The 26,574-nt window shown below is 54.8% G+C and carries 26 protein-coding genes; 2 read left to right on the forward strand and 24 right to left on the reverse strand.

Annotated features, from left to right (window positions below; genetic code table 11):
• The first annotated feature begins 17 nt into the window (after positions 1–17).
• Positions 18–1,064 carry an ABC transporter substrate-binding protein gene (locus CSA35_03420; protein PIE54926.1) on the forward strand — a complete coding sequence of 349 codons (1,047 nt, stop codon included), beginning with the start codon at positions 18–20 and terminating at the stop codon, positions 1,062–1,064.
• Positions 1,027–1,599 (forward strand): hypothetical protein, encoded by a 573-nt coding sequence (locus CSA35_03425; protein ID PIE54927.1) that lies wholly within the window; start codon positions 1,027–1,029, stop codon positions 1,597–1,599. The genes CSA35_03420 and CSA35_03425 overlap by 38 nt, the downstream gene beginning before the upstream one ends.
• Here the strand turns inward: CSA35_03425 and CSA35_03430 are convergent.
• From CSA35_03430 to CSA35_03545, 24 genes are all read right to left on the reverse strand, one after another.
• The gene (locus tag CSA35_03430) at positions 1,587–2,321 is read right to left on the reverse strand and encodes a triose-phosphate isomerase (GenBank protein ID PIE54928.1); all 735 of its coding nucleotides are present in this window, start codon (positions 2,319–2,321) and stop codon (positions 1,587–1,589) included. The genes CSA35_03425 and CSA35_03430 overlap by 13 nt on opposite strands.
• Positions 2,322–2,335: 14 nt before the next feature.
• Positions 2,336–3,514 carry a phosphoglycerate kinase gene (pgk, locus tag CSA35_03435; GenBank protein PIE54929.1) on the reverse strand — a complete coding sequence of 393 codons (1,179 nt, stop codon included), beginning with the start codon at positions 3,512–3,514 and terminating at the stop codon, positions 2,336–2,338.
• 4 nt (positions 3,515–3,518) lie between these two features.
• Positions 3,519–4,538 (reverse strand): type I glyceraldehyde-3-phosphate dehydrogenase, encoded by a 1,020-nt coding sequence (gap, locus tag CSA35_03440; protein ID PIE54930.1) that lies wholly within the window; start codon positions 4,536–4,538, stop codon positions 3,519–3,521.
• 286 nt (positions 4,539–4,824) lie between these two features.
• Positions 4,825–5,784 carry a DNA-binding protein WhiA gene (gene whiA, locus CSA35_03445; GenBank protein ID PIE54931.1) on the reverse strand — a complete coding sequence of 320 codons (960 nt, stop codon included), beginning with the start codon at positions 5,782–5,784 and terminating at the stop codon, positions 4,825–4,827.
• Positions 5,714–6,817, reverse strand: coding sequence for a hypothetical protein (locus CSA35_03450; GenBank protein PIE54932.1), 1,104 nt, complete (start codon positions 6,815–6,817; stop codon positions 5,714–5,716). Before CSA35_03450 ends, whiA begins: the two co-directional genes overlap by 71 nt.
• Positions 6,818–6,819: 2 nt before the next feature.
• Complete coding sequence (locus CSA35_03455) at positions 6,820–7,692, reverse strand: RNase adapter RapZ (GenBank protein PIE54933.1); 873 nt, start codon at positions 7,690–7,692, stop codon at positions 6,820–6,822.
• 14 nt (positions 7,693–7,706) lie between these two features.
• Entirely contained in the window at positions 7,707–8,384 is a 678-nt protein-coding gene (locus CSA35_03460) for a hypothetical protein (GenBank protein ID PIE54934.1), read from the reverse strand.
• A gap of 62 nt (positions 8,385–8,446) precedes the next feature.
• Positions 8,447–9,643 carry a cell division protein FtsZ gene (locus CSA35_03465; GenBank protein ID PIE54935.1) on the reverse strand — a complete coding sequence of 399 codons (1,197 nt, stop codon included), beginning with the start codon at positions 9,641–9,643 and terminating at the stop codon, positions 8,447–8,449.
• Positions 9,644–9,670: 27 nt separating this feature from the next.
• Positions 9,671–10,966 (reverse strand): cell division protein FtsA, encoded by a 1,296-nt coding sequence (ftsA, locus tag CSA35_03470; protein ID PIE54936.1) that lies wholly within the window; start codon positions 10,964–10,966, stop codon positions 9,671–9,673.
• A gap of 35 nt (positions 10,967–11,001) precedes the next feature.
• Positions 11,002–11,769, reverse strand: coding sequence for a hypothetical protein (locus CSA35_03475; protein PIE54937.1), 768 nt, complete (start codon positions 11,767–11,769; stop codon positions 11,002–11,004).
• Between the two features lie 34 nt (positions 11,770–11,803).
• Positions 11,804–13,246, reverse strand: coding sequence for a UDP-N-acetylmuramate--L-alanine ligase (gene murC / locus CSA35_03480; protein PIE54938.1), 1,443 nt, complete (start codon positions 13,244–13,246; stop codon positions 11,804–11,806).
• The gene (locus CSA35_03485) at positions 13,233–14,294 is read right to left on the reverse strand and encodes a UDP-diphospho-muramoylpentapeptide beta-N-acetylglucosaminyltransferase (protein PIE54939.1); all 1,062 of its coding nucleotides are present in this window, start codon (positions 14,292–14,294) and stop codon (positions 13,233–13,235) included. The genes murC and CSA35_03485 overlap by 14 nt, the downstream gene beginning before the upstream one ends.
• The gene (locus CSA35_03490; GenBank protein PIE54940.1) at positions 14,291–15,460 is read right to left on the reverse strand and encodes a cell cycle protein; all 1,170 of its coding nucleotides are present in this window, start codon (positions 15,458–15,460) and stop codon (positions 14,291–14,293) included. The genes CSA35_03485 and CSA35_03490 overlap by 4 nt, the downstream gene beginning before the upstream one ends.
• A complete protein-coding gene (gene murD, locus CSA35_03495) occupies positions 15,364–16,722 on the reverse strand; it encodes a UDP-N-acetylmuramoyl-L-alanine--D-glutamate ligase (protein ID PIE54941.1) in 1,359 nt (452 codons plus the stop codon). Before murD ends, CSA35_03490 begins: the two co-directional genes overlap by 97 nt.
• Before the next feature lie 19 nt (positions 16,723–16,741).
• A complete protein-coding gene (locus CSA35_03500) occupies positions 16,742–17,698 on the reverse strand; it encodes a phospho-N-acetylmuramoyl-pentapeptide-transferase (GenBank protein PIE54942.1) in 957 nt (318 codons plus the stop codon).
• Complete coding sequence (locus CSA35_03505) at positions 17,695–19,092, reverse strand: hypothetical protein (GenBank protein PIE54943.1); 1,398 nt, start codon at positions 19,090–19,092, stop codon at positions 17,695–17,697. Before CSA35_03505 ends, CSA35_03500 begins: the two co-directional genes overlap by 4 nt.
• Positions 19,059–20,552, reverse strand: a complete 1,494-nt coding sequence (locus CSA35_03510) for a UDP-N-acetylmuramoyl-L-alanyl-D-glutamate--2,6-diaminopimelate ligase (protein PIE54944.1) — start codon at positions 20,550–20,552, stop codon at positions 19,059–19,061. The genes CSA35_03505 and CSA35_03510 overlap by 34 nt, the downstream gene beginning before the upstream one ends.
• 6 nt (positions 20,553–20,558) lie before the next feature.
• Positions 20,559–22,181: a hypothetical protein gene (locus tag CSA35_03515; protein ID PIE54945.1), complete on the reverse strand. Its 1,623-nt coding sequence runs from the start codon at positions 22,179–22,181 to the stop codon at positions 20,559–20,561.
• An 18-nt stretch (positions 22,182–22,199) separates the two neighbouring features.
• On the reverse strand, positions 22,200–22,604 hold the full coding sequence (locus CSA35_03520; GenBank protein ID PIE54946.1) for a hypothetical protein: 405 nt from the start codon (positions 22,602–22,604) through the stop codon (positions 22,200–22,202).
• A gap of 31 nt (positions 22,605–22,635) precedes the next feature.
• Positions 22,636–23,514, reverse strand: coding sequence for a 16S rRNA (cytosine(1402)-N(4))-methyltransferase (locus CSA35_03525; protein ID PIE54993.1), 879 nt, complete (start codon positions 23,512–23,514; stop codon positions 22,636–22,638).
• Between the two features lie 26 nt (positions 23,515–23,540).
• Positions 23,541–23,963 (reverse strand): cell division/cell wall cluster transcriptional repressor MraZ, encoded by a 423-nt coding sequence (locus tag CSA35_03530; GenBank protein ID PIE54947.1) that lies wholly within the window; start codon positions 23,961–23,963, stop codon positions 23,541–23,543.
• A gap of 399 nt (positions 23,964–24,362) precedes the next feature.
• Positions 24,363–24,782: a hypothetical protein gene (locus CSA35_03535; protein PIE54948.1), complete on the reverse strand. Its 420-nt coding sequence runs from the start codon at positions 24,780–24,782 to the stop codon at positions 24,363–24,365.
• Between the two features lie 43 nt (positions 24,783–24,825).
• The gene (locus tag CSA35_03540) at positions 24,826–25,638 is read right to left on the reverse strand and encodes a purine-nucleoside phosphorylase (protein ID PIE54949.1); all 813 of its coding nucleotides are present in this window, start codon (positions 25,636–25,638) and stop codon (positions 24,826–24,828) included.
• A gap of 26 nt (positions 25,639–25,664) precedes the next feature.
• A complete protein-coding gene (locus CSA35_03545) occupies positions 25,665–26,555 on the reverse strand; it encodes an integrase (GenBank protein ID PIE54950.1) in 891 nt (296 codons plus the stop codon).
• Between the last annotated feature and the right edge of the window lie 19 nt (positions 26,556–26,574).

The raw sequence follows: 26,574 nt of genomic DNA on the forward strand, positions 1-26,574 counted from the left end.
AGGAAAGAGGTATTGGTATGGTGAGAAAAGGAACGTTATGGAGTCTGATCGCTGTTTTGCTCGTCGCTTCCTGGGCGGGATTAGGCAATGCCAGAGAGTTCCGGGATATGGCCGGTCGGGTTCACTCGATCCCTGAGCGAATAAGCAAGGTTTTCTCTATCGGTCCTTCGGGGACGGTGCTCCTCTACACGGTGGATTCCAATCTGCTGTGTGGGTGGAACTATACCCTGAAGGAGAACGAAAAACGTTATATCGCAAAGGCCCTGTGGGATCTCCCCGTACTGGGTGGCTGGTTCGGCAAGTCAACGGGCAACCCCGAGGAGATCGCCAGGGTCGATCCTGAGGTGCTCTTGTCAGTCGGATCCCTCTCACCTCAACGGGTCTCCTTCGCCGATAAGATTCAGGCCCAAATAGGTATTCCGGTGATTATGCTGGACGGGGATCTCGCAAGGTCGCCCGAGCTCTACGAGGCTATGGGTGAGCTGACGGGACGGGGTGACCGATGTCAGAAACTGGCGGCTTTCTGTAGGGAGACGTTGGACTTGTCCAAGGCAATCCTGGCCGAGGTTCCGAAGGAGCAGCGCCCCACTGTCTATTATGCCGAGGGCCCAGAGGGACTCAACAGTGAGTCCGGGGATTCCAGACATCTCCAGGTCCTCTTTTTGGCGGGAGGACGGAACGTCGTTCCCGGAGAGACCACGTCGGGGCGGGGAATGAAAGCCGTGACTCTGGAGCAGATTCTTCTGTGGAATCCCGAGATCGTCCTATGCTGGAGCAGCAGCAGGGGCGGGGCGTACGACGTTATTCTCAAGGACCTCCTGTGGGGACGGTTGCCCGCCCTGAGGAACCGTCGGTTTTACGAAATTCCTCAGGATCCCTTCAACTGGTTCGACCGACCTCCGTCGGTAAACCGCATTATAGGGCTTCGGTGGCTTCTGGGACTCTTCTATCCCAGCCGGATAACGACGCCTCTGGATCAGGATGTGGCCTCCTTTTATGAGCTTTTCTACGGACTGAAGCTCTCAGATAAGGACCTGGAGAAACTGCTCAGCCGTGCCCGATAGGCCCCGAGCGGTCTTCCTCACCGGTGACGTCGGCTCGGGGAAGACCACGGCCCTTGAAAGGGTCGTCAGGACGCTCGGGCTCGTCGTCTCGGGGTTTCGGACTCCTGCCGTCAGAAAGGATGGACGTGTTCGAGGTGTGCGTCTCGTCTCTCTGGGTGATGGGGGGAGAGAACACCCCTGGGTGGCGACTATCGAGTCAGGGAGACTTCTCCCCTACCCCGATGTTTTTGAAACACAGGGAGTACAGATCCTCCAGAAGAGTTTGAAAGATCGATCAGCCCGTTGTCTGGTTATGGATGAGCTGGGATTTCTGGAGACCGAGGCAGTATGTTTCCGAGCCATGGTTCACAGATGCATCGATGATGGACCTTTGGTTCTGGGGGTGCTGAAGCGAGGAGATGCTCCCCTGCCCAGTTCTGTTGCTGCTCGACCAGATGTGGCTGTTGTGGAGATAGAGAAGACCAGGAGGGATGAGGGGACTTCGTCTCTCCTGGTCTTGGTGTCGTCTATTCTCGACGTTGACTACCGAGCTTGAGCCATAGCGGCGAAGGACGACGGATTCATGGATGCACCTCCAACCAACCCGCCGTCGATGTCGGCCATAGCGAAGAGTCCCGAGGCGTTATCGGGTTTGACGCTCCCGCCGTACAGGATGGGGATCCCCTTCCCGGGAAAACGACCTCTCAACCATCTTCGGATGGCTCCACAGACCTCCTGAGCGTCGCCCGGCGAGGCCGTACATCCCGTGCCGATGGCCCATACAGGCTCATAGGCGACCAGAAGCAGATCAGGATTGACGGAGCCTGCCAATCCGGTATTCAACTGTCGTTCGACTACGACCCAGGTCTTACCGGCCTCCCGCTCCTTCAGGGTCTCGCCCACGCAAAGCACCGGCCGAAGTCCCTCACAAGAGCAAGCCTCCAATTTCTGCGCTGTTGCCTCATCCGACTCGCCGAAGATGTGTCGTCTCTCGCTGTGTCCCACCAGGGCGTAGGTCGCGCCGCAATCGAGAGCCATGGAGATCGATATCTCCCCAGTGTACGAACCGTGATGGGCGCTGTGGACGTTTTGAACCCCGAGAGCCACGGGGCTCCCTGATCGCTCCACGGCCCTGAAGGCCCGCTCCAGATAAATCGACGGGGGGAAAACAGCCATGGTTACGTCGGATCTGGAAGCCGAGGGCAAGTTGTCAAAAAAATGATCGGTATCGGCTCCAGACATGTTCATCTTCCAATTTCCAAAAAGGTATCGTTTCATAGCGCAGCAACTCCTCAGAGCACGAGGGGAGCGATACCAGGCAGGTCTTTCCCTTCGCAGAACTCCAGGCTGGCACCGCCGCCCGTCGATACGTGAGAGAAACCGTTGGCGAAGCCCATGGAAGAGACAGCTGCAGCCGTGTCGCCTCCGCCTACGACCGAGAAGGCCCCATTCTCCGTAGCTTTGACGACCGTCCGGGCAATCTCCCGGGTCCCTCCGGCAAAGACAGGAGATTCGAACACCCCAGAGGGACCGTTCCAGAGAATTGTTTTAGCTTTCACGATCTCTTGAGCGAAGGACATCACCGTTTTGGGGCCTATGTCCAACCCCATTTTGTCGTCTGGAATGGCCGAGGCAGGAACCACCGACGTGTTCAGATCCTCCGGTGACGAGGTCGCCAGCACGTCGTCAGGCAAGATCACCGAGACTCCTACATCTTTCGCCCGGTCGAGCATGGCCCTGGCGAAATCCAGATGGTCGGTATCCACCAGGGATCGGCCGACGGATGCACCCTGGACCTTGAGAAAGGTGAAAGCCATGCCTCCCCCAATGAGGATAGCCGAGGTCTTATCCATGAGGTTCTCGATAACGCCAATTTTATCAGCGACCTTGGCTCCCCCCAGGATGAGGACAAACGGAGCTTCAGCCTCGTCTCGAACTTGCGAGAGGGCCTTGATCTCGTTTTGCAGGAGGAACCCTGCGTAGGAATCTAAATGAGACTGAACCCCTACGGTGGAACAATGGGCTCGATGAGAGGCGCTGAAGGCGTCGAGGACAAACCCATCGAAAGGCTCTGCCATGAGCCGGGAGAAGTCCTGATCGTTTTTCTCCTCTTCTTTGTGAAAACGGGTGTTCTCCAGAAGAAGGAGCATCCCATCATCTTCGGCCATAACGACTGTCACACTTTCCCCCACGCAGTCTGGGACGAAACGAATCGGTCCCAGAACCGGCTCAATGGCCGGGATGACCTGAGCTAGAGAGAATTTCTCCTGTACCTGGCCTTTCGGTCGTCCCAGATGAGAGACCAAGGCGATCTTAGCCCCTGCGTCCTTGAGTGCTGAGATCGTCTCCCTGTGGGCCCGTATCCTAGTGTCATCGGTGACGATGCCCTCCTTAAGGGGGACGTTGAAGTCCACCCGAACCAGGATTTTCTTGCCTTTCAGGGAAGCGTAGTCAGGGCTCCGAAGCTCCATGGGTCTACAACCCCTTTTTGATCATGTGGTTGATCAGGTCGATGCAGCGGCAGGAATAACCCCACTCGTTGTCGTACCAGGCCAGAACCTTCACCATGTTGTCAACGACCATGGTGTGGCTCGGTGCGAAGATGGACGACCGGCTGTTGTGGACGAAGTCCATCGAGACGCAGTCGTCGGTCTCGTACCCGATGTACTTGGCCATGTCGCCCTCGGCATGGCGTCGGACGGCGTCGTTGATCTCCTGGGCTGAGACGGATTTTGGCAGTTCTACCACCAAGTCGACTACCGACACGTCCGGCGTGGGAACCCGAAGGGCCATCCCGTTGAGCCGGCCCTTGAGCTCGGGGATGACCAACCCTACGGCCTTGGCTGCTCCGGTGGAGGTCGGAACCATGGACAAAGCTGCTGCTCGGCCCCTGTGAAGTTTTTTGTGGGAGGAGTCCACCGTCTTCTGATCGCCGGTGTAGGCATGGATCGTGGTCATGACGCCTTTGACGATGGAGAACTCATCGTTGATGACCTTGGCGACGGGGGCCAGGCAGTTGGTCGTACATGAGGCGTTGGAGACCACGTGATGGATCATCGGGTCGTAGGTGTTTTCGTTGACTCCCATGACGAAGGTACCCAGACCGTCGCCGCTCCCCGGAGCGGTGATGAGGACCTTCTTGGCCCCGGCATCCAGGTGAGCCTGGGCTTTAGCTGTATCTTTGTAGAGGCCCGAGGCCTCGATGACAATGTCCACACCAAGCTCACCCCAATTGAACTGATCCGGTGAGGTGTGCCGCAAGGTTCGCACTCTCTTGCCGTCGATGATGATGGCGTTCTCGTCGCAGGATACGTCGCCCTGATAGCGGCGATGAACCGAGTCGTACTTGAAGAGATAGGCCCTCTGGTCCGAGGTGGATCGGCTGTTGGTGGCAACGATGTCGAAAAGTCCTTCATCGTCATACTCGTACAACCCCCTGAGGACAAGCCTCCCTATGCGTCCAAATCCATTAATGGCTACTTTTGCCTGAGACATGTAACACCTCTCCCTTCTGATAATTCGAAGCTTTTCTAGGGCACCTTTAAAGACCTGCATCCGAGTCTTCCAGCCTCAGGTCGTTTCGCCAGAGCCCTGTCTTGCCTCAACGTATTTTTTGACCTGCTTGCTCCATCTCGAATGGCACCTCCTGTGCCCTCTCGGCTTGGGACGATGGCCACCTTGCCTCAGTCGATATTTCACGACGGCAGGTCAAAAACACGAACCTCGAATGGACTTCGTCGAAACGGCCTGAGGCGAGTTTCTGAGTTTTTAGAGGATCCCTCTACAAATTATTATCGAACCCGTAGGATTCTGCTATAGCCTGAAGTTTTTTCCATCGATAGGTTACGGTGCTTTTGCTTACTGGCGTGTTCATAGCGGCTCCCAGCTCGCTGAGACTTGCGCTGGGAGCTGCCTTTCGGAGCTCTATAAGCTCCACAAGCTCGGGGGAAAGGGCATCTATTGGGCCATTCTCTCTCAAAAAATCGATAAGTTGTCCCTGTCTTTCAGCAGCAGCCACCGATTTTCTGATATTTGACGCATCGCAGTTGACCAGCCTGTTGGCCCGATCTCTCATAGAACGTACGATAGACTTCTCCTCCAACAACAGGGCCGACTCGGGCAGGCCCATCCCGACCATAAGATCCACGATAGCACTTTGGTCCCGCAAAATGACTTCGACGGCATGAGCCACCGGTCGATAAGAGATGGGAAAGCCGTTTTTCTCCAGATGATCCTTCAGTCCCGCAAACACCGAACCAACGGGAGCTCGGAAGAGAAAATAGTACCCCCTTTTCGGAAAGTACAGAGCCCCCACTCCGCCGAATACTCCACGAATCCATGGCCAGCGAAGAAAACCACTATTGAGTTCCTTGGTCTGCATGGCCAAGGCGAGGCCTAGGGGAAGCTCCAGACGAACACTCCCCTTATGACGTTCAGGAACCCGAAGAATATCTCCGAGATCGAGGTCGCGGCTCCATCCGGTTTTACTCCAGAGGTGTCGGATTCGACGAAACGTCCAAAGTCGTCGAGACCATAGGATAATCTTCTCAGAAACCTCTTTGTTTCGAAGACAGGACAGGATTCCCGAGAGCTCCGATTCGGCAGAGACTCGGTCTGAAACGGAATCGGAGACCCATTCATCCCAAATTCGGGCACTCAGGGACTCCACGTTAAAATCGGGCCTCCTCTCTTTCCGTATGGACGAGAGAGAGGATAGCCTCGGAGAGACGCCATCCATCATGACGAATCACTGGTTCACCCTGGATGGTATCTACCCGGAGAAATGATCCTCGGATAACCCGACATCCCCGTTCATACAAGGCTCGTTCCTCCTCGTCTCCCAGATACAGGGGATCAGCTCCCTTTGCGTTGTATCGTGCCAGAAGTTTCTGGGGGATCTTCTGGTCGTTGACGACCACGTACTCTGGTATCTTCCCCAGGATTTTTTCGATCCAGCACACGTGCTCCATGATGGACATGCCCTCGGTCTCGTTAGGCTGGGTCATGACGTTGGCCACGTAGACTGTCGGTGCCAGGGAGACCCGGATTTTATCCTGAAAACCCTGGATCAGGAGATTGGGTATGACACTGGTGAAAAGACTTCCAGGTCCCAGGACGATCACGTCGGCCACCTCCAAAGCCGACATGACGTCTCGAACAGGTCTGACGTCCTTGGGCTCGATCCACACAGACTCCAGACGAGAGCCGTTAGCGGATATCTCCAGTTCTCCTCTGACAGGGACATCATCGGTCGTTTTGCCCATCAGCACCATGTTCTCCGTTGAGACGGGCAGGACACGGCCGCGGATAGCCAGAAGCTGATTAATTTTTTCTACGGCTAATTTGAAGTCACCTGAAATTTCTGTCGCAGCCAAAAGCATGAGGTTCCCCAGACTATGACCAGCCACGTCACCTCTGTCGAAACGAAAATCCATGAACGAGCGAAGGGCTGCGTCGTTTTCACTCAGGGCCACGATACAGTTGCGAATATCGCCGGGCGGCAGAACGCCCCAATCCCTGCTGAGTCGACCGGAACTCCCCCCCTCGTCGGTCACCGTGACGACAGCTGTGATGTTTTTAGTGAAGCCCTTAAGCCCCAGAAGGAAGGACGACAGCCCGGTACCACCGCCGACGGCAACCACGTAGGGACCAGCCGAGAGATGGGTTCGAAAGGCAGAGCCCAGGACGGACGACTCGAGGTGAGATGAGAAGAGTTTTCCTGTAAGAACCACCCCCACACCCCCTAACAGGAGTCCCGCTACGAAATACCACATGGCTAGAGTTTGCCCACATCTCTGTGGCACGGAGAGACGACGAACCCCTCGCCCCTGAGCCGACGTGTGAGCCATTCCACCACGGCCACCGATCGATGCCTGCCCCCGGTACACCCCACGGCGATATGGACCGAGTTTTTGCCCAGACGGGCATAGCGAGGCAAAAGGAAGGTAAGGTACTCTCCGGTCTGGTTAAGAATTTCGTCCAGGTCAGAGCATTGCTCTTGAATGTATTTTTTGACGGGGTTGTCGCGTCCATCCTTTTGCCGTAAATTCTGGACGTAATACGGATTAGGCAGAAAACGGACGTCCAGAACGTAGTCACTATCGCTGGGAATACCGTGTTTGAATCCGAATGAGGAGAGAATGACTGTCATATGAGGCTGTGGTTCTCCAAGGGAGCGGAGCAGTTCGGCTCTGAGGGAGCGAAGATCCAGTTTGGACGTGTCGATGATGACGTCGGCCTCGTCCCGGATCGGAGCCAGAAGTTCTCTTTCCTGACGAATCCCCTCCATGATAGGAAGGTGATCCCCCAGAGGGTGTGAGCGCCGGGTTGTCTTAAATCGCTGAACAAGGACCTCGTCGGTTGAATCGAGAAACAGAACCCGGCAAAAATTCATCTCGTTCCGAAGAGCTCGAACCACAGAGGGAAATTTACGAAGATCCCGACTTCTGATATCCATGACGGCTACGACACCGTTAGCCACAGCCGACTCATGCCCCTTCAGGAGATTGAGCAATTGGGGCAGAAGAGCTGCAGGGATGTTATCCACAGCAAAAAGACCTTGATCCTCCAGGAGGTTCAAGGTACTTGATTTGCCACTCCCAGAGAGGCCGGTGACGACGACCAGCTTATCCACCGGATACATGCTCATGGAGTTCTGAGCCTCTACCGTTTGGGAAATACGAAATACTCGTACCCTAGCCGAGCGAGCTTCTCCCCAATCATCATGGCGCTCTCTCGTGTGCCCCCCCCGGGAAGCCAGACTTTGTAATATTTAACCCCCGAGACAAGCCCTTCACCAAGGACAGGCTTATAGCCTTTTCCTCGAATGGTTGAGATGAGCTCCATCGCCATCTTCTTCTGTTGAAAAGCCCCGATTTGAACGACCCAGGGGCCTGACGACGCTGACGGAGTTCCCGTTACCGATGGCTTCTTAGGTTTAGGTTGGGGCTTGGGTTGGGCTGGCCGACGTGCCGTTTGAGGCTTCTCAGGGGCCGGTTTCGGTTGTTTTGGTGTTATTACCTGGGGGGTGGGGAGAGGCGCTCCAACAGGCGCCGCTACGACCCCCTCAATCGTGTCGTCGGACTCTTGAATTGTGCCACCGAACTCTTGGGGTGTCGAGATCGGGGGTGTTTGGGGTTTTTCCTGGTACACCGAATAAGGGGAGGACTTCTCTGATGCAGATTCCTGCTGAACGTATAACTTATAAGGGTCGTGTTCTTCAGGGAGGAAGAACACTCTGATGCCAAATACCAATATGCCCAGAGCGATTAGGCCCAGGACTGGCAGCATCATGTCCCCAAAGGGAAGAATAGGTTTTCTCTGTCGTCTCGGTGCTCTCATTATGCAGAGTCCTCTCTCGCGGTATTCTTAGGTGATCTAAGAGTTCGAGATCTCCATTATGTTCAGTTTTTTTCCTTATTTTTCCGACGAACCTTCCTGAGGTAGGCCGGAACATCGTAGGAGTCTTTTGGAACCCCTGGAAGCTCGAACATGTTGGGCGATTCGTCGTCCTGAGACAGGTCAGTGGGCTCCAGATGGACACTGGGAGCCTTTTTTTTCCCCCCGTGAGCCGACGGAGCACCTTTGATAGGCTCTACTTTCCTGTCGTTTTGGGATCGACACTGATCGTAGCTGGCAAAACCCGTCGCGATGACCGTGATCTTGATTCGATCCTCCATCTCCTCGTCTATGGCGCTTCCCCAAATGATATTGGCGTCCTCGTCAGAGGCCTCGTTGATTATTCTCGCCGCCTCTCGGATCTCGTGGATGCCAACGTCTGGCCCTCCAGCGATGTTGAAGAGCACGCCCTTGGCACCGCTCATGGGGATGGACATGAGCGGGCTGTTGATAGCTGCCTGAGCTGCCATGGCAGCTCTGGAGTCACCTCGTCCCTCGCCGATGCCCATGATAGCTGATCCGGCGTTCTGCATGACTGAACGGACATCGGCAAAATCCACGTTGATCAGAGCTGATCGAAGAATCAGGTCGGTCACACCCTGAACGGCTTGGCGAAGAACATCGTCGGCGACCCTGAACGCATCGGTGAGTGCAGTGTTTTTGTCCGAGATCTCCATAAGCTTGTCATTCTCGATAACGATAAGGGCATCCACCTTTTCCTGAAGGGTTTTGATTCCCACTTGAGCCTGTTCATTGCGTCGCTTTCCCTCCCAGAAAAAGGGCATGGTGACGACGGCCACGACCAAGGCGCCCGACTCCTTGGCGAGCTCGGCAATAACTGGGCTGGCACCGGTTCCCGTTCCACCGCCCATACCGGCAGTCAGGAACACCATATCAGATCCCGTTAAGAGCTCTTTCAGCTCGTCAAAGGACTCCTTGGCAGCAGCATAGCCCACCTGGGGATCGGCCCCAGCCCCATGTCCCCGGGTCAGATCACGACCCAATATAAGTCGGGTCGAGGCCTCGGAGAGGTCAAGGGATGCCATGTCGGTATTCACCGCCAGGAACTCCACTCCGGTAACTCCGCTTCGTATGATGTTGTTCAGCGCGTTGCCGCCGCCGCCCCCAACACCGACAACCTTGATGATTTCCCTATGGGGGCTGTGTTCTGCCGTAACATTAAAGACCCCGTTCATCTCCATATTCAACCTCCCAGTGGATCGCTCTCGTTAAAACAGGTCCTTGAAAGCTTGTTTGATGGAATCAAAGATCCCATTGGTGTCACCCAGAATCGGTAAGCGCTTGGTCGTCTTTTCCCTGATGGCTCCATAACCTCCTCCTCGAAGCACATGAACAGGGGTCTCAATGTACCTGTACTGATGCCGATCCTTCTCCACCAGATAGCGGACAATTCCCGCCAACGCTGCATGTTGGCATGTTCCCAAGCCAGGAGGCATTTGATGGGAGACTACGGGTATCCCGATTCGGACCGGCAGGCCCATGATCTCCGATACAAAACCTTCCAGCCCTTCCATAAGGGCAACTCCCCCGGTGAGTATGATCCCTGAGGGGAATGCGTGATAGTTGACTCCCTCCAGGAGCCCCTTGACATGGTGGGAAAACAGCTCCTCAAGGCGACAGGAGACCACATCCGAGAGTGCGTCTACGGGCATAACCTTCGATTTGCCCCGAATCACGACCTCGAACTCGTCTTCCCCAGTATCAGGCTCAAGGGACAGCTTTTTTTTCAGTTCTTCGGCCACACTGATGGGGATTTTTGCTACATAGGCCAGATCATTGGTTATATGGTCACCCCCAATGGGGATCACCGACAGTTTCACTGGTCGCCCATCCACAAAGAGGGCCGCACCGGTTGTCCCCCCTCCGATGGAGATGACCACAGCTCCTGCGGTTCTTTCTTCTGCGGAGAGAGCCCCCAGTGCTGCCACAAGAGGCTTGACCACAAGGCCAGAGACCGACACTCCTGCCCGTTCCACACAGTTCATGACGTTCTGAAGAGCTGTGGTCGGAACCACCACGGACTGAAGTTCGATCTCGAGACGGATTCCCGTCATTCCCAGGGGGTCGTCAATCCCCGAGTTGCCATCGATGGAGTATTTTACCGGAATCGTGTGAAGAACGCTTCGGTTTGATGCCACGGAGAGTTCACTTTGAGCAGTCTCGATCACCCGTTCGATGTCGTCGATCTCAATCTGCCTGGGGGTTCGTCCCAGAGAGACCATCCCATGAGACATGACGCTGTCAATTTCCACTCCGCTGAAGGCCACAGTCACCTCGTCCAAAGGGAAGCCAACCATGGTCTCCGCCTCGCGAACGGCTCGCCGAACCGACAGGACTGCCTGTTCAAGGTTGACGATCATGCCCTTTCGAATCCCTGCGGAGGGAGCCTGTCCGATCCCGATGATCTGAGCCTCGTCATAGCGTACATCTCGCTCTGCCACGACAACCGATACCTTCGAGGTGCCGAGGTCGAGACCGACAAAAACATCAGGCTCTTTTTTCACGAGGCCATCGCTCCCTTCATATGGGCGTTCTTGAATCAGCTATCCTGTACGACTATTTTATCCTTGTACGATGCGTCGATGATTCCGCCACTTTTAATCTTTACGCCAGAACGAAATAACTCAATAACCGCCTGTACCTGAGCTCCGATATCGCGGTTTCGATCGACGACGATGGTGACGAATCCATCCTTTTGACGGAGGTAGACGGAGGCAAGATCCTCTCCTCCCTGTCGAAAGAGACGTAAAGCCGCTAGGACTCCCGGCCACCGTGCATTTCGAATTTTTTGCATATTCTCCGTAAAAGTCGCCAGATCGTAGGCAAATTGCCGAACCGGAGCCTCTCCCGCAACGGGAGAGGGCATAGACGCATCGACAGTTATCTCAGGTTTATTCGGAACACCATAGAGCTCCTTGTTGATCGGGTGGTCACCGCTCCACACTGCTCCGTTCTCTGCAAGGTACCACGGACAACCATTCCAGGAAAAGACATCGACGATCTTCAGGGGAATCATACAACAACGGAGCCCTTGCCACAGAGGCTCTAGTCGTACGGCCAAAGGCTCCTGTTCCGTTATGGTTGATATCAGCTCGCTTCGTTTTCCCAGGAACAATGGCCAAAAACGCCATACATCCGACGGAATCCCCGCAAAAAACTGTCGCTCAATACGAGACGACGGACACCCTTCAAAAAACACTTTCTTGAGACGAAGCCATTGATACGTCCGTTCCAGACGAAACGGAAAGGCCGCAAGAAACGAGAGCAACAACAGGAGAAAAAGCCATCCCCGTCGCCTTTCCGCCACGTTTTCTTCTCCTGATGAATGCCAGAAACGGAGATCAGGCGCTGACGGCGATCAATGACGAGGTGGATCTCTGCCGAAGCAAGCTCTTCACCAACAGATCTCCGACATCCGCGACGTCTCCCGCGCCGATGGTGAGAACCACATCCCCCTGGTTGATCATACTCAATGCCTGAGGAACAACGTCGTCCCCGGGGGGTAGCATGGTAAAGCAAGGATGACCACTCTGGCTAAGAATGTCACCTATCAGAGCTGAGGTTACCCCGGTCAGGGGTTCCTCGTCGGCGGGGTATATAGGGAGAAGGAGCACTTTATCCGCCCCTTTTAAAACCCGGGCGAACTCATCAGCCATAGCGGCAGTTCTGGTATATCTATGAGGCTGGAAAATAACCAAGACTGATCGATCAGGGAAGATCTGATTGACCGCCTTCAAGGTGGCCTCTACCTCACGGGGATGATGGCCGTAATCGTCGTAAATATCAATGCCATTTAACGAACCTTTAAACTGAAGGCGACGTTTCGCACCCTGAAACTGTCGGAGGGTCGTCGCTATGACGGAAAAGGGCACAGAGAGCATATCGGCGACAGCACAGGCAGCCAGGGCGTTGAGGACATTATGATCCCCCGAGACGGCGAGCTCAAGTCGCCCCAAGAGATGGTCTCCTTTTCGAACGATGAAGGAAACCCCTCCTCCTTGATTATACCGTATATCCAAAGCACCCCAATCCCACTGATCGTCGAAACCGTACGTTGTCTGTGAGCACTCCTCGGGTATGACCTTTAAAAGACGACGAACTCCAGCGTCTTCACCACAGAGGATAAGAGCCCCTCCGGTGCGGACGTTTCGGGAAAAATCCTCAAAGCTTTCCAAGACCGAATCCAGGCTGGGATAGTGGTTCACGTGATCCCAATCGACGTTCGTGATTACCGATATTGTAGGGTGAAAAGACAGAAAAGAACCGTCGCTCTCGTCGAGCTCGGCCACCATATGAGGTCCGTTACCCAGTCTGGCGTTGCAACCGATATCACAGAGTTCGCCACCGATGGCGACCGTCGGCTCAAGCTCGGCTCCGTTCAAAATCAGGCTGATCATGGACGATGTCGTGGTTTTGCCATGAGTTCCGGCAACCCCGATACCGTACCTCGCATCGAAGATGGCACTCAGAACCTGCGCCCGTTTAGCCACGAGTATTCCCGCCTTTCTGGCGGCTACAAGCTCGTGGTTATCCTCGGGGATGGCGCTGCTGTAGACTACGAGATCCGGCGTAAACTTCTCAAGATGGTCCGGATTGTGTCCGATGTCGAAGTCAATATGAGCCTGGGTAACCTTGTTCACGTAGAATCCGTAGGACATGTCACAACCGCTGACGATGAATCCTAATTCCTTGAGAAGAAGGGCAAGTCCACTCATGCCAGCACCGCCAATGCCCATCAGGTGTATGTGACGAATTCCATCTAAAGTGATCTTAGATAACTCCAATACCGGACTCTCCTTTCATGACATGAGAACAAATCAATAGCCACAGCGAGGCGGATGGGGAGGTCCCCCGTCCTTTTCTGTACCTGGAAACGGACGAAAGCGTCTGATCGACGAGGTTCGCCAGACCAGCTCCCCCCGTTGAGGGAGACCAAAGTCGCCCCAACCCCGTTTCCCGGATAAAACAGGTGGCGTTTGCTTTTTGATGTTCCTGTGTTGCCCCTTCCCACGGAGCGATGATGGCAGGTATCCCCTGAGACCGGAGCTCCGCCAGAGTTGCACCGCCACCTCGGCAGATGACCAGGTCGGCTACAGCATACACCGGCGACATATCCCATTGAGGTGGCAGAGATACCACGGTGTCTGTAGATGTCTCGGAAGAGCTTCCGATGCAGAGAAAACAGCACCCCACAGATTTTACCATAGATGAGGCAATAGATATCGATTTTGAAAGAAAAGAGCTTCCCAACGACCCCCCAAGAACCACCACTATTGGGCGAATTCCCCTTGACCATCGGCAAAGGCCGAGTTCCTTAAGCGCATCATCTCGACTTAATGATCGAAATGAGCGAACGGGGATGCCTGTGTAGACTCCTCGAACGCCTCGACAGAAGCCCCATCCTGTGGCTACAGGAACAGACAAGAGGCCAGCTAACCGGGTAACTCGACCAGCCACGGCGTTCTGTTCGTGGATCACGGCAGGAACACCCATACATCGAGCGGCGATAAGAGCGGGGAGACTCAAATACCCCCCAAAAAGGACTACGGCACGAGGTCGTTCTCTGTGGATTAGGTCCCTCATTTGCGCAAGGGCTCGAATAAGACCAGCTGTTCTGGTAAGAATATCGCCCGGTTTTTTTGTCCCCAAAGGGGAGCCTTGAACCGGCAAAATCACCGGATTGACCCCATGCTCCCGGTAAATTTCCTGTTCGAGGAGCCTGGTTCCACAGACGTATCTGACTTTCTCACCTCGAGTCCGAAGCCATGCCCCGAAGGCCAGAGCCGGAATTACGTGTCCTCCGGTTCCACCTGCGATCAGCAACACGGTCACTCCATCACCTCCATCTCTCTCACAGCTCGAAGAAGCAGACCGACCTTTATCCAGGAGACGACCAGAGAGCTTCCACCGTAACTAAGAAACGGCAGAGGCATGCCGGTCATCGGGATTAAGTTGGTAACCCCTCCTACGTTGATGATCAGGGGAAGAGCCACAGAGAGTCCCATTCCCCAAAACAGCAGTGATATCTTTTGGTTCTTACATTGGTTGAAATGGACATAGACTCTAATGAACCAGAAGAAAAAGAGAGCCAGAACTCCGACGCTCCCCCATACGCCCAGGGTTTCGCTCAGTGCCGCAAAAATGAAGTCAGTATGGGCTGCCGGAAGAAAGCGGCTTCTCTGCATAGCTCTCCCCAGACCAGTTCCCCAGAATCCGCCGTTGGCAAAAGCGACCAGACCTTGAATAGTCTGGTATCCTACATCGCTGGGATCCGACCATGGGTCGAGCCAGGCGACGATCCTTCTGTGGCGATACTCTTTCTGAGATAGAAACATGAACACCGGCGAGAGCAGGATAACCGACATCAGAGGAAGCAAGATACCGTGTGCTCCCACGTATAGCCCCATAGCGAGAAAGAAGAGGAGGAGAGAACCTCCTAAATCGGGCTGAACGAGGATAGGAAGCATCACCATCGCTCCGAGCAGCAAAGTCAGCACAAAAGACCGGAGACCTTGAAGTTTTCCTCGACCGTAAATATTGCATAGGTGTACCACCAAAAAAAAGGTTAAAAACTCCAAAGGCTGGAACGTCATACTGCCGACCCGAACCCATCGAAGGGCCCCACCGCCTCCGGCGCCTATCCCAGGGATCAGAGGAAGCCAAGAGAGCGCCCAGGCAAAGATCAGGAAAAAACCACTGTGGTCCAACCAGAACCGGAGGGGAACGGCACTGACTATGAGCATGGCACCCAAGGCAACGGCAAGCCACTGAGTCTGCTTCTTCCCCAATATGAACGACAGAGAGCCATCACCCAATCGCACAGACGTGAGAGACAGAATCACGATGACCCCAAGAGCCGACAGAATCAGGGGAATGACCCATAAAAACGGATCTCGACGACTCACGGAGACGATGCCTTCTCCTTCAGAGTGGCGACCAGCTGTTGAAAATGGTCTCCCCGGATCTCGTAGTTGTCGTACATGTCCCAACTGGTGCAGGCAGGAGACAGAAGGACCGTGTCGCCGCTCTGAGCCTCTTTCGAAGCATGATCGACGGCTTCATCCATGGATTCAGCTAACGTCCAATGGGAAAAACCCCGCCGTTTCAGAGTGTCGGCTATGGCCTGTCGTTCCTCGCCGATGAGTACCGCCCAACGACATGTCTCATTCACGGCAGACGCCAGAGTCTCGTAGTCTTCCCCTTTTCCCCGTCCTCCCAAGATGATGACCTTATGTCCCGGAAGAGAGCGCAAAGCAGTGCACGTGGAGGCTACATTGGTTCCCTTGGAGTCGTCCACATACGTCACATCTTTCACGGTTCCGACGAGCTGACACCGATGGGGAGGCGGCTGGTAGGATTGAAAACCTGCCGCCCAGTCTTCCGTTCGATTCGTGGAGAGAAAACAGGCAGCTACCGCCATGGCCCCGTTTTCAACGTTGTGTCGTCCCAACAGAGGCAAACTCTCCACGTCGAAAAACTTTGTGGAGTGTCCGTTGATGGTGATAGAAACCGACCTGTCCTCCATCCAAAGTCCATCGCCGGATGGTACCCCGTGACTGAGTCCGATGATCCTGGGTGTATTCAGGCTCCTCAGAACCTCTCGGTCCATCTCCTGGATGACAGCCCATCCGTGGGGACTGCGGCGCTCCAAGATACGTCGCTTGGCGGCGACGTATCGATCATATCCACCGTGCCAGTCGATATGATCCGGTGCCAGGTTGGTGACCACCGAGACGTCGAAAAGAGCGTGATGAGTCCAGTATAGCTGGAAACTACTGAGTTCAACCACGAAGACGTCTCGTTTCTGACCAGCAAGAGCTCCCAGGGGAGCGCCGATATTTCCGGCTTCGACCGCATCCAGCCCGGCATAGCGCAAAAGGTGAGCCGTCAAAGATGTCGTGGTCGTCTTACCGTTCGTTCCCGTAATCGCCACGACTATTCCGTCCATGTAGGGCCTTGTCAGATCGACCTCACCGACGACAGGTATGCCTTGGCTTTGGGCACTCAGGATCACAGGAGCCGTGGGCGGAACTCCCGAGCTGAGGGCTAGCATGTGGCACTCCAGAGCCCGAGCCGAATGTCCCCCCGTCTCCCACCGGACTCCGAGGGATCGAAAGTCCTCCAGGTGAGATTCAGGTATCCCCGCTTTTGCCTCGGTCACGAAGGGCTCTCCGCCGTGTACGGCGATGAATCGGGCCAAAGCCGCTCCGCTAACGCCGCCACCGATGATGGTGATCTTTTTTCCGGTAAGGGCTTCCAACCGCTTCTCACCTCCTTTGCTATCCCTGCCGAAGCAGGAAACCGCCCACGGTCAGAGCTCCGACCATCCCCATTAAGTGAAGAAGTAGAAAACGAGTTACTATGGTGACCTCGCTCCATCCTGCCAACTCGAAATGGTGATGAAGTGGGCTCATGAGGAAGATTTTTCTTGAAAAACACCGGATCGCCACGATCTGAATCGCAACCGACAGAATCTCCACGCCGAACAACGCCCCAGCTGGAACGAGATAGAGACAGCCTCCGCCACAGACGACGATGGACGTCAACAGACCTCCCAGAAAATGGGACCCGCAGTCTCCCATAAAAATTCGAGCCGGGTGAGCGTTGTGCCAGAGAAAGGCTGACGAGAAGGCCGCTCCCATGACGGCTCCTACGGTCCCTTGATGGACCACCAGAGAGAGGTAGATAAAGGATATGGCCGAAGCCCCTGCAGCCAATCCGTCCAGCCCATCGGTCACGTTGACGGCGTTGATCATGGAGACCACCAAAAAGGCGATCATCGGAACGAACATCCTCACGGACATGGGATTGCCAGGCAAAACCCTGATGCCAGGAACCTGAGCAGCCCACATGGACCAGCCGATGGCGATGATCACCTGAAGCCCCAGTTTTTGAAGACTAGAGAGTCCCTCGCTGGAATGGCGGACGTATTTTAGGAGGTCGTCCCACAGACCAATACACCCCGCCAGAAGAGGAAGGGACCATAGACTGATCTGAAAAACGAAGGAGCCGTCCCCCAGGGAATACCCGATCAAAAAGGCCGGAAGCGACATGAACATAAAGACCAAGCCTCCCAGAGCGGGAGTCCGCCCCTTGAGGGGATCTCTGGTTGGGCCGTATTCCTTTTGTACGAGGCGGAGGTTATGGCTCTGAAGCCAGTTGATCCAAGCCCTCTGCAGGATACAGGAGGCAATGGCTACGATCATACTCCATAAAAGAACTTGCTCCCCCCTCATCGTAGAGCCTCCAGAACCCGTTCCATCCGATTCGACAGGGAGCCTTTGATCAGAACCAGGTCTTTGGGCCTCAGCTCCTGCTTCAACGCTTCGATAAGCGCGTCCATTTCCTTCCAGACTCGATGATTTGCCCGAAGAGGCCAGCTTGAGCCGAAGAGATAGAGATTCCCTGTCCTTTCCGCCTTCTTCAGGATCTCCTCGTGCGCTTTTTTTGAGGCTTCTCCCATCTCTCTCATTTCACCCAGAACGAGAAAACAACGCTCCTTCGGAACTGGAGCACTGCGTACCAAGTCCAGTGCGGCACTCATGGATGCAGGATTAGCGTTGTAGGACTCGTCCAATACCTGAACTCCGTTCAGAGACAACAGACGCCCCCGCCCTTTGCAGGAGGTACAGTGGCTCAGACGATAAGCGACCTCTCCGGGATCTCGACCAAGGTGGACAGCGGTTCCCCAAGCCAGAGCGAGGAGAAGGGCGTTCTGAACGCCCGACATCTTGGCCCTCACGGTCCAAGAGCCATTCCTATGATGAGGTAACTCTAACTTCACAGAGACAATCGGCACATCGGACCAGATCAAGGATCGGTCTTTTACCAGAACCTTCCCCTCTCCCTCCCCAACAGCCCAGGCTTTCCATCGAGAGTCGTCTGATCGGGCCTGGATGGCTTTGCTCAGTTCTTGATCGTTCCCATTGTAAATGACCGTTCTCAAACGGGAAGAGCCGAAGATCTCCGACTTGGCCTGAACGACTCCGTTCAGATCGCCCAGGCCCTCCAGGTGTGCCTCGGAAATCTTGGTGAGGACGACCACATCTGGCGGGAAGAGAGAGACCATCTCGGCAATCTCGCCCGGGTGATTGGTCCCCATCTCCAACACGGCGATGGAGGTTGTGACAGGCATCTCTGCCAGGGTGAGGGCACAGCCGATTTTTGTGTTATGACTCTGTCGAGCTCGATAGACTCCTGCGTGCGAACCGCCCAAAGCTTTGGCTATCATCTCACGGGTCGTTGTTTTGCCCACGCTGCCGGTCACAGCTATCACGTTGGTGAGCTGTTTCATTCGAGTCTCGGCGAGACGAATCAGGGAGGCTTCGACATCTGCGACCAGTATGTATCGCCCTGAAGGGACCTTCTTGTTGCCCCATCGATCCTGGTTCACCATGGCAGCTTCGGCCCCTCGGTCAAATGCCTGCTCCAGAAAATCATGCCCGTCAACTCTGCATCCCGGAAGAGCTACGAACAGGTCGCCGGGATGGACCGATCGGCTGTCTGGTGTGCACACGCCTCGTATCGGTCCATCGCTCCCGACGAGATAACCTTCCGCCATCGAGGCCAGATCACTCCATCGAAGGCCCATGGGGTTTACGTCCATGACAGGCCTCGATCCTCTCCCCATCGTTGAACCTCTTGAGCATCGTTATAAGGGATTTTCGTGTCTCCAACGAGGATATACCGCTCAGGTCCCTTTCCGGAGATAACCACGATGTCACCCAGTTCAGCCTGATCAAGGGCACGACGAATGGCCTGTGAACGGTCCAGAACGATCTCCCAGCTGGCGTTCGGGATCATCTTAACCCCTTTGAGAATGTCCTGGACAATGGCTTCTGGTTCCTCTGATCTGGGGTTATCCATCGTGAGGACAAGGTGGTCGGCCATCGAGGCTGCCACCTCTCCCATGGCCCATCGATTGTCCCGAAATCGATCTCCACCCAGGCCAAAAACACTGATGATCCGTCCCCGGCAAATCTCGGAGACGGCGTCAAGGAGGTTTTTAAGCGCATCGGTAGAGTGGGCGTAGTCCACCACTGCACATGGACCGTCGACAAAAGCGAATCGTTCCATTCGGCCGGGGATCTGGGGAAGAGTCCTCAGCCCCTCCAAAACCTCGTCCCGGTCGTACTTCAGGGCCAAAGATGCGGTGACGGCGGCCAAAACGTTGGCCACGTTGTAGCGCCCGATGATGGGCACGACCATCGGCAGGATCATTTCGTCCATGAGCAGATCAAATGAGACACCCCGATCACTGAGAGAGATGGAACGCGCTGATACGGATGCCTCCCGCCCCTCCATAGAATAGGTCAGAGCCGAGGGAATCCCTGAGGCCAACCGACGACCGTACGGATCATCCAGATTGATGATGGCCCGACCGCCCGGCTTGATATAGGATTCAAACAACAGATTTTTCGCCTGGAAATAGGATTCCATGTCTCCGTGATAGTCCAGATGTTCCGACGTTAGATTGGTGAAGACACCTACGTCAAAAAGACATCCCTCCAGACGTCCCTGCTCCAGACCATGAGACGACGCCTCCATGACACACCCGTGACATCCCTTGTTTACCATATTGGCCAGGTAGCTCTGTATATCCGGCCCCTCGGGCGTTGTTCTGTTGGCCTCCACTACTTGATCCCCATCGTCGTAACAGATGGTTCCCATCAGGCCGGTTTGTCCTCGACGGTTCATGATGGAGCGAATCATATATGTCGTCGTACTCTTGCCGTTCGTACCCGTCACTCCGACCATCGTCAGACGATTCGACGGCTGACCGGCGACGACGGCTGCTGCGACTCCCATGGCCCGTCGGGAATCCTTCACTATCAGGATGGGAAAGTCGTGAGGAAGGCCTTCAGGAAGGCGTTCACATAGCAGGGCCGTCGCACCACGTGCAACGGACTGAGCAGCATACTCATGTCCATCGACGTGAGCTCCGGGGACACAGCAAAACAGGTCGCCAGAGGAGACCTTTCTGGAGTCAGAGACCACCGACCGAAGGGGAAAATCCATGGCGTGAATTGTCCTGATCAGGAATCCTCTCCGACGAAGCTCCTCCACAACTTGTTGAACTCCGTTCATCACAGTGCCTCACTCTCCCGAATCCAACCGTTCGATGTCTTCTACCATAAAGCGAAAGGGTGGTGCCGCTACCTCTCCGCCGTAATATCGTCCTGCACGGGGTTCTCCCAGAACGACCAACAAGGTGTACTGAGGATCATCGTAAGGCCAGTATCCGATAAAAGACCCCACCATCCGCTCTTTTTTATATGTGCCCTTCTCCGCCACTTGGGCGGTGCCGGTCTTTCCTCCGATCTTTACAGACGAACACTCGGCCTCCTTGCCCGTTCCCTCTGTCACTACTTTTCGAAGGACGTTTCTGAACCATCGAACATACTGGGAGGAGAGGACGTTTCGAACCACCTCTGTCGCTGATCGATATACCACTTTGCCGTGGCTGTCCTGAACCTCGTCCACTACGTGAGGACGAAGAAGCCTCCCACCATTGGCGATAGCGTTGAACGCCATAGTGAGCTGCAATGGCGTTATCGCCACCCCCTGGCCTATTGCAACGTTAGAAGGAATGACCCCATACCATCGTTCCGGTGGGAGGAGCAACCCTGATTCCTCCCCGTTAAGTTCGACCCCTGTCGGGTGGCCGACTCCCCATGCCTGGAGATCCTTATATGCCTCGTAGGGGTTCCATTTCATTCCGATCTGGGCCATGGCGACGTTGGATGAATAGATGAGAACATGGGGCAAGTCGATCTTCCCCTTCCCTGTACCGTGTGAGTTTGATATCCATCCATCGGCCACCTTTATTCGTCCTCGATCCAGAAAATGGGATCTTTTTGACACGATGCCCGACTGAAGGGCCATGGCCATCACAATCGGTTTCAGAGTGGATCCCGGCTCGTACACTCGACTGATACAACAATTGACCATGTTCTTCGTCTTCATGGATTCTCTCTTATTGCCGTCGAAGGTCGGCCAGCTCGCCATGCCGAGGATCCGGCCGCTCTCGCTCTCGATACAAAGGGCTGCCCCCCATTTGGCTTTCTCCTTCATCGCAGCGGCGAAGAGGTGTTTTTCGAGGATATACTGAATACGTCGGTCTATGGTCAGACGCACGATGCCGTCTTTGAGCTTCTCGCCCTCACGACCATCTCGACCGCCTATCCTGACGGACCACTGAGCCGGTGTGAAGAGAACATCGTCCCAGATTCGCTCCAGACCGGACAGACCGTGTCCGTCGATATCGCACACACCCAGAACGTGAGAAAGCAAAGCCCCGTTAGGATACGAACGACGATTTTCCTGAAGGGCAAAGAGTCCGTCCAATCCCAGCTCCAGGATTTTTTTTGCCTGAACATCCTTGATCTGGCGATCGAGCCAGAAGAAGCGTCCCTTCATAGGGCTCGACAGAGAACGAACCTTTTGAGGGGGAATCAATCCCTTGAGGCGATGAGCCTGTTTTGTGTCCCATATCTGAGGGTCAACGTATAGACTGGCGGCAGGAACCGACAGGGCTAAAGGCTCTCCTCTTCGATCTACGATCATCCCTCGATTTGAAAAGGTCCGGGCGATACCACCTGTCTGGGCACTCAGTCTGGTGAGAGTCCTGCTCTCCGGGTGAACTTGAAGAGCCCAGGTTCTCCACACAAGAACTGCCAATACAGTCGCCAGGAGCCCCCAGGGGAGATGTTTTTTCATGAGAAACGCCGAAGAACCCTAACGCTTGAGCCTCGGCGATATCCCGAAACCAGGCAGGGATCCCCTCCAGCGTTCACTATCCAGAGGTTTCTCAAGAGCGGTTGAAAGGGACATCTGTACATGGACGACACCTGCCACGGTGGTCTCCGTCATCCCCAAACGCTCACAGGCATATCCATAGACCACCGAGGGAGACGAGAGAGCGAAACACTTTTTATGGGTCGACGTCACATCTCGATCTATAGCCTGAGCCCGATGAATAACGCTGTTCAACCGAGCCTCCAACGCCAGTCCCTTCATCCGAAGAGACACGAGGGTCGTACACAGTCCCATGATGATCACAACCATAACGACCGCCACAGGGGTCATAGCATGTCCCGAATCTATCTGGTCGTTTCTTGGTCGTGCTCGATATGGGGCCATCTCAACGTCTCTCCTTTCCTCTTGAAGTCTTTTATTTTTTCATAAACGCTCTGAGCTTGGCGCTTCGGCTTTTTGGGTTTTTCTCGACCTCCCGTTCAGACGGCAGCAGAGCCTTTCGGGTAAGAATCACACCAGTGCCAGCGTTGGCCCATTCTCGAAAACGCCACTTCACAGGTCTGTCCTCCAGAGAGTGATAGTCCACAACCACTATCACCCCTTGGGGTGCTAAAATCTCAAGGGCTTGGTCGAGACCTCGATCCAACGAGTCCAGTTCCTGATTGACGGCGATACGAAGAGCTTGAAAAACCTTCCTGGCGGGATGTCCCTTGGCCTTACGCATCACCGGTGCGGGTAAGGTCTCTCGTATGATCGACACCAATGTGTCGGTGTCTTTCAAGCGACCATAGGCTTTTCGGTGTCGGTCAATGGCCTTGGCGATAGGCCAGGCAAACCGTTCCTCGCCGTAACGCCGAAAAATATCACAGATATCCTGTGTCGAGAGAATTTCCAGCAAATCGGCGGCTGAGGGAGCAGTGCCATTTTCCCCATCCATCCTCATATCCAAGGGACCGTTCTCTCGGAAGGAAAACCCTCTCTCGGGCAAGCTCAGCTGCATGTTGGAGACGCCCAGGTCGAAGACGACCCCGTTGATCGGCACAGCGCCGACCTCGCTCAGAAGACAGGACATGTCGGCAAAATTGCCCTCTAAGGGATAAAATCGTTCTCCAAATCCCTGGAGACGTCTGGAAGCCATCTCCAGGGCCTGGGGGTCCCGGTCGATCCCAAAGACCGTAGCCCTGGGAAAACGACGAAGCATAGCCTCCGAATATCCTCCCAGTCCCAGAGTGCCGTCCACCAATCGAAGAGGAGTGTCTATGGCGTTAAACGTCTCCATGACCTGATCCAACATCACGGGGATATGTTCGACCCTCTCCGTCACTCCATCACTTCCTCAATCATGCTCCCCAGTCCGTCGAGCAAGGCTGAACGGCGTTCGACCCAACGCTGAGAATCCCATATCTCGATGTGATCCTCCACCCCTATGACCGACACGTCTCCGTCAAGACAGGCGTAGTTACGAAGCCCCGGAGAAATCATAATTCGCCCAGTTTTATCGGGTACCACCTCGTCGGCCATGGAGAAAAGAACTCGCTTGAAGTTTCTCGCACGTTCCTTGGAGAAAGGAAGGGCGTCAAAACGAGATACGAACGCTTCCCAGTTTTCCATGGGGTAGATAGCCATACATTGTTCCATCCCCACGGTGCAGATCAGCGGAGAACCAAGAGCACGACGAAATCGAGAAGGAAGAATCAGCCGCCCCTTTTCGTCGATCTTATGGTCGAAGCTCCCCAAAAACATGGAAAACACCCCCAAAATACTCCACGATGCTCCACTTTCTACCACATAAACAGTAAAACGAAAATCGAAAAGAGTCAAGTACTATGGGTTTTTTTTCTTTATTTTTTGTGGGAAAAGTTGTGGAGAGTCGTAAGGCGTAAGCCCTTTTGAGACATCACGAGAACGATAGGGGCTAAGAGAATGGAGCGTTACTTAAAAAAAGTGTCGATGCGCCTTCTCGACACATCGACACTTTTTTTATTTGTTATTGGCGGAGACGTGTGGGAATCGAACCCACCGAGGACGGCCCTATGCCGCCCCCCGCACGGGTTTGAAGCCCGGGGCGCCCACCAGGACACATTCGTCTCCGAAGGACAAACTGTATTGTATCTTATTTCCTCCGATTTGAAAACCGAGGCCTTAAAATCCCCGTTCCCTTCGGATGGTCTCGTACGCTGACTGGATCTCCTGAAACCTCCTGGAAGCCAAACGGATAAACTCCTCGTCCAGATTCATACCGACAAACTTGTCGGGGTGATATGTGCCAATCAGGTCTCGATAGGCCCGCTTGATCTCCTCGACCGAGCTCGAACGGGAACAGCCCAACACCTCATACGGAGATCGGCGATTCAACGATTCCGACCCGGTTGATCGGTGTCGCTGTTGCCCTCTATCTTGAAATCCCCGGTAACCAGGTGAGCCGCCATCCCTAAAAAAATCGCCGAACCCCTTGCCGTTTCGATATCGATAGATGGCCAGGGCGTTTCGGATGAACATCCCCACGACGTAGAAGATGATCAGTGGGAATATCATTCGAATCAAACGAAAAATTAAGGTCATGAATCGTGACCTCGTCCCACGGAGTCCTTAGGGGGCACGGCGATCATAAGTGTTCGATAACCCCGCCAACCAGGGCAGTGAGTTTTTTCGCTGATTTGGCCATCTCGTCCAGGACCTCCTGCTCAGAGAGTGGGTTAGACGTCATACCAGCGGCGTAATTGGCCACACACGAAATGGCGAAAACCCTCATGCCGCCATGACGAGCGGTGATAACCTCGGGCACCGTGGACATGCCCACTACATCGGCACCTAGAGTGCGAGCCATTCGGATCTCCGATGGAGTCTCGTAGGACGGTCCCGTAAAAGCGATGTACACCCCTCGTCTGGTACTGATCCCCTCGGAGCGGGCGACATTCTCGGCCAGTTCCAGGATATCGCGATCATAGGTGAAGGACATATCAGGGAATCGTTCCCCTAGATCGGGAAGGTTAGGGCCGATCAGGGGGTTGGTCCCCATAAAATTGATGTGGTCGTGAATCAAAACCATATCCCCAACACCCAGACCGTGGTTCACCGCCCCACTGGCGTTGGAAGCGATGAAAACTGGCACGCCCCATCGGGCGAATACCCTGACGGGAAAGACGACCTTATCCATGGGATAGCCCTCGTAGACATGAAGTCGGCCCTGCATGGCCACGACTCGCTTTCCTCTGAAGGATCCCACCACGAGCCGACCAGCATGTCCCGGAGCGGTAGACTGAGCCCAGTGGGGAATTTCACTGTAGGGAATGATCACCTTATCCATTATGGCATCGGCCAAGGCTCCAAGGCCCGATCCCAAAACCACAGCCACATCAGGAATGTAGTCGATTTTTTCCCTGATAGCGGATAGGGCTTCATCGATAGATTTTATCATGATAATGTATTCCTCCTATATTGTGTCTATGCTCTGGGGTGGCTCCTGTCGTAGACATCCCGAAGTTCCTGATCGAAGTGGAGATACTTTTCCGTGGTCCCGATCGACTTGTGTCCCAAAAACTCCTGGAGAGTCCTTAAATCCATACCTCGGCGTAACAGGTGGCTGGCTACGGTATGTCGAATTACGTGAGGATGAAGACGACTCGTCGGGATGGAGGCTGTCTTTCCCCGAGATCGGATCATCCTCCAGAGAGCCTCTCGGCGCAGAGGATATCCTCGTCTGGAGAGGAAAATAACGTTTGATACCCCCTTCTCAACTAGAGGACGCCCCTCTCGGATATATCGTTCGAGCCAGTGCCTGGAGCTCCCGACGAGGGGGACCATTCGTTCCTTCCCTCCCTTACCCAAAATCGCCAGACTACCCGGACCCCGGATGTCCTGAATACGGAGAGCACAGAGTTCAGATGCCCGAAGTCCACAGCCATAGAGGACCTCCAGAACCGCGCGGTCACGGAGATCCAGATAGGTGAGCCGTTCTCCCTCACATGTTCGAAATAGACGGAGCATCTCTCCTTCCGTGAGGAGTTTAGGGAGCCTCTCCGGTTGCGACGGAAGCTCTGGCAGGGTCGGTGGTGCCGACAGATATCCCTCCAGAACCAGAAAACAAGACCAGGTCCTCATTGCGGCGCACTTTCTCTGGATAGACGCCGGAGCCAGACCAAGGGAACGTAGGTGAGAGATAAAGCCATCGTACAGAATAGGCGAAGGCACCATGGGATCGTTGCCACGGTCGAGGCAGAACTCCGTCCATTGCTCAAGGTCAACTCTGTACGCTTGAGAGGTGTTCTGACTGAGCCCTAACTCCAGGCGAAGATACTGAAAAAAATCTTGAAAAGTTGATTTGAAGGACGTCATCGTCCCAACTCCTCGAAAA

Origin of the sequence: Dethiosulfovibrio peptidovorans (assembly GCA_002748665.1) — a bacterium.
Classification (GTDB): Bacteria; Synergistota; Synergistia; order Synergistales; family Dethiosulfovibrionaceae; genus Dethiosulfovibrio; species Dethiosulfovibrio peptidovorans_A.

What these genes read in the sequence shown, in the direction of transcription:
- CSA35_03420 (PIE54926.1), top strand. Translation starts at nt 18, where the DNA reads ATGGTGAGAAAAGGAACGTTATGGAGTCTGATCGCTGTTTTGCTCGTC.
- CSA35_03430 (PIE54928.1), bottom strand. Translation starts at nt 2,321, where the DNA reads ATGAAACGATACCTTTTTGGAAATTGGAAGATGAACATGTCTGGAGCC.
- pgk (PIE54929.1), bottom strand. Translation starts at nt 3,514, where the DNA reads ATGGAGCTTCGGAGCCCTGACTACGCTTCCCTGAAAGGCAAGAAAATC.
- gap (PIE54930.1), bottom strand. Translation starts at nt 4,538, where the DNA reads ATGTCTCAGGCAAAAGTAGCCATTAATGGATTTGGACGCATAGGGAGG.
- whiA (PIE54931.1), bottom strand. Translation starts at nt 5,784, where the DNA reads ATGATGGATGGCGTCTCTCCGAGGCTATCCTCTCTCTCGTCCATACGG.
- CSA35_03450 (PIE54932.1), bottom strand. Translation starts at nt 6,817, where the DNA reads ATGTGGTATTTCGTAGCGGGACTCCTGTTAGGGGGTGTGGGGGTGGTT.
- CSA35_03455 (PIE54933.1), bottom strand. Translation starts at nt 7,692, where the DNA reads ATGAGCATGTATCCGGTGGATAAGCTGGTCGTCGTCACCGGCCTCTCT.
- CSA35_03460 (PIE54934.1), bottom strand. Translation starts at nt 8,384, where the DNA reads ATGAGAGCACCGAGACGACAGAGAAAACCTATTCTTCCCTTTGGGGAC.
- CSA35_03465 (PIE54935.1), bottom strand. Translation starts at nt 9,643, where the DNA reads ATGGAGATGAACGGGGTCTTTAATGTTACGGCAGAACACAGCCCCCAT.
- CSA35_03500 (PIE54942.1), bottom strand. Translation starts at nt 17,698, where the DNA reads ATGAGGGGGGAGCAAGTTCTTTTATGGAGTATGATCGTAGCCATTGCC.
- CSA35_03505 (PIE54943.1), bottom strand. Translation starts at nt 19,092, where the DNA reads ATGGGGAGAGGATCGAGGCCTGTCATGGACGTAAACCCCATGGGCCTT.
- CSA35_03515 (PIE54945.1), bottom strand. Translation starts at nt 22,181, where the DNA reads ATGAAAAAACATCTCCCCTGGGGGCTCCTGGCGACTGTATTGGCAGTT.
- CSA35_03520 (PIE54946.1), bottom strand. Translation starts at nt 22,604, where the DNA reads ATGGCCCCATATCGAGCACGACCAAGAAACGACCAGATAGATTCGGGA.
- CSA35_03525 (PIE54993.1), bottom strand. Translation starts at nt 23,514, where the DNA reads ATGTTGGATCAGGTCATGGAGACGTTTAACGCCATAGACACTCCTCTT.
- CSA35_03530 (PIE54947.1), bottom strand. Translation starts at nt 23,963, where the DNA reads ATGTTTTTGGGGAGCTTCGACCATAAGATCGACGAAAAGGGGCGGCTG.
- CSA35_03535 (PIE54948.1), bottom strand. Translation starts at nt 24,782, where the DNA reads ATGACCTTAATTTTTCGTTTGATTCGAATGATATTCCCACTGATCATC.
- CSA35_03540 (PIE54949.1), bottom strand. Translation starts at nt 25,638, where the DNA reads ATGATAAAATCTATCGATGAAGCCCTATCCGCTATCAGGGAAAAAATC.
- CSA35_03545 (PIE54950.1), bottom strand. Translation starts at nt 26,555, where the DNA reads ATGACGTCCTTCAAATCAACTTTTCAAGATTTTTTTCAGTATCTTCGC.